Source organism: Klenkia sp. PcliD-1-E, assembly GCF_024124375.1.
GTDB lineage: Bacteria > Actinomycetota > Actinomycetes > Mycobacteriales > Geodermatophilaceae > Klenkia.
Map to the genome: position 1 here is coordinate 1 of NZ_JAMXRZ010000258.1, position 1,200 is coordinate 1,200.

Genomic DNA, 1,200 nt, shown 5'->3' on the forward strand with positions numbered 1-1,200 from the left:
CGGCCCGCTGGCGCTCGCGCTGGCCGCGGGCAGCTTCGGCAGCGGGACCCGGGTGGTGGGCAGCGACCCGGCGTTCGTCACCGCCATGGTCGAGGGCAACGCCGGCCCGACCGCCGCCGCGCTGGACGCCGTCCGGGCGCAGCTGGACCGCCCGTGGCCCGAGCTGGTCGCCGCCGGCCACGCCGTGGTGACCCGCCCGCAGGAGCGCCGCACCGTCCGCGTGCCCCTGGACCGGGCCGCCTTGCTGGCCCTGGGCCGCGCCGGCGGCGCGGTGGAGCGTCGGCTGGCCGCCTTCGTGGAGGGCTGGCTCCCCGCGTAGCCGGCCGCCGACCGGTGAGCCGTCATGCGACGGCGGGGACCCGGACGGGGCCGGTTCCGGGTCCGAGGCGTCAGATGACGCCGGGCGGGGGACGCTGGGGGGACGACGACGCCTGAGGAGGCAGTGGTGGACGAGAAGGACATCCTGGGCCGGATCCACGAGCTGGTGGAGGAGGAGCACCGGCTGCGCGACAGCGCCCACGAGCACGGGGACGCCGAGCGCACCCGGATGGCCGAGCTGGAGCGGCACCTGGACCAGGCGTGGGACCTGCTGCGCCAGCGCCGGGCCAAGCAGCAGTACGGCGAGGACCCGGGCGGGGCCACGGAGCGGCCGGAGTCGCAGGTGGAGACCTACCTGCAGTAGGTCAGCGGGGCGGTCGGGCCGCCGCGCCGAGCCGGGTCAGCGCATCGGTGACCGGGCCGGCCGCGGCGCCCAGCGCGCCGAGCAGGTGCGCGAGCAGCTGGTCGTGGGTCTGGCCGGCCTGCGCCATCCGCTCCCGGCCGCGCTCGGTCAGCCGGGCGCAGGTGGTGCGCCGGTCGGTCGCGCTGCGCTCCCGGGTCACCCAGCCGTCCTCGGCGAGCCGGGCCAGCGCCTGGCCGACGCCGGCGGGCGAGGAGCCCACCTCGTCGGCGAGCCGACCCACCGACATCCGCTCCCCGTGCACCGCGTCGACCAGCCGCAGCAACCGCAGGTCGGCCAGCGAGAGGCCGTGCTGCGCGCGCAGGGCCCCGTCCAGCCGGCGGGACACCCGCTCGTGGGCCTGCCCGATCCGCAGCCAGGTCTCGGCCGCACCCGGACCGGCCCCGGCCATGCCCCGCAGGTCGCGCGGGGGGACCGTGGCGCCGCGGGCGCGCCCGGCGTGCGAGGGCCGCGGCCGGCCG

At 79.4% G+C, this 1,200-nt stretch carries 2 protein-coding genes and 1 pseudogene; 2 read left to right on the top strand and 1 reads right to left on the bottom strand.

What is annotated here, in order from left to right; all coding sequences use genetic code 11:
• Positions 1 to 319, top strand: a pseudogene (locus NH342_RS23015) (prephenate dehydrogenase/arogenate dehydrogenase family protein); the annotation flags it as partial.
• A gap of 126 nt (positions 320 to 445) precedes the next feature.
• Complete coding sequence (locus NH342_RS23020; RefSeq protein WP_253018712.1) at positions 446 to 682, top strand: DUF2630 family protein; 237 nt, start codon at positions 446 to 448, stop codon at positions 680 to 682.
• 1 nt (position 683) lies between these two features.
• On the opposite strand, the gene NH342_RS23025 is transcribed toward NH342_RS23020, so the two are convergent.
• Positions 684 to 1,200, bottom strand: a 517-nt coding sequence (locus NH342_RS23025; protein WP_308200734.1) for a MarR family transcriptional regulator, incomplete at its 5' end; no start/stop codon positions are given.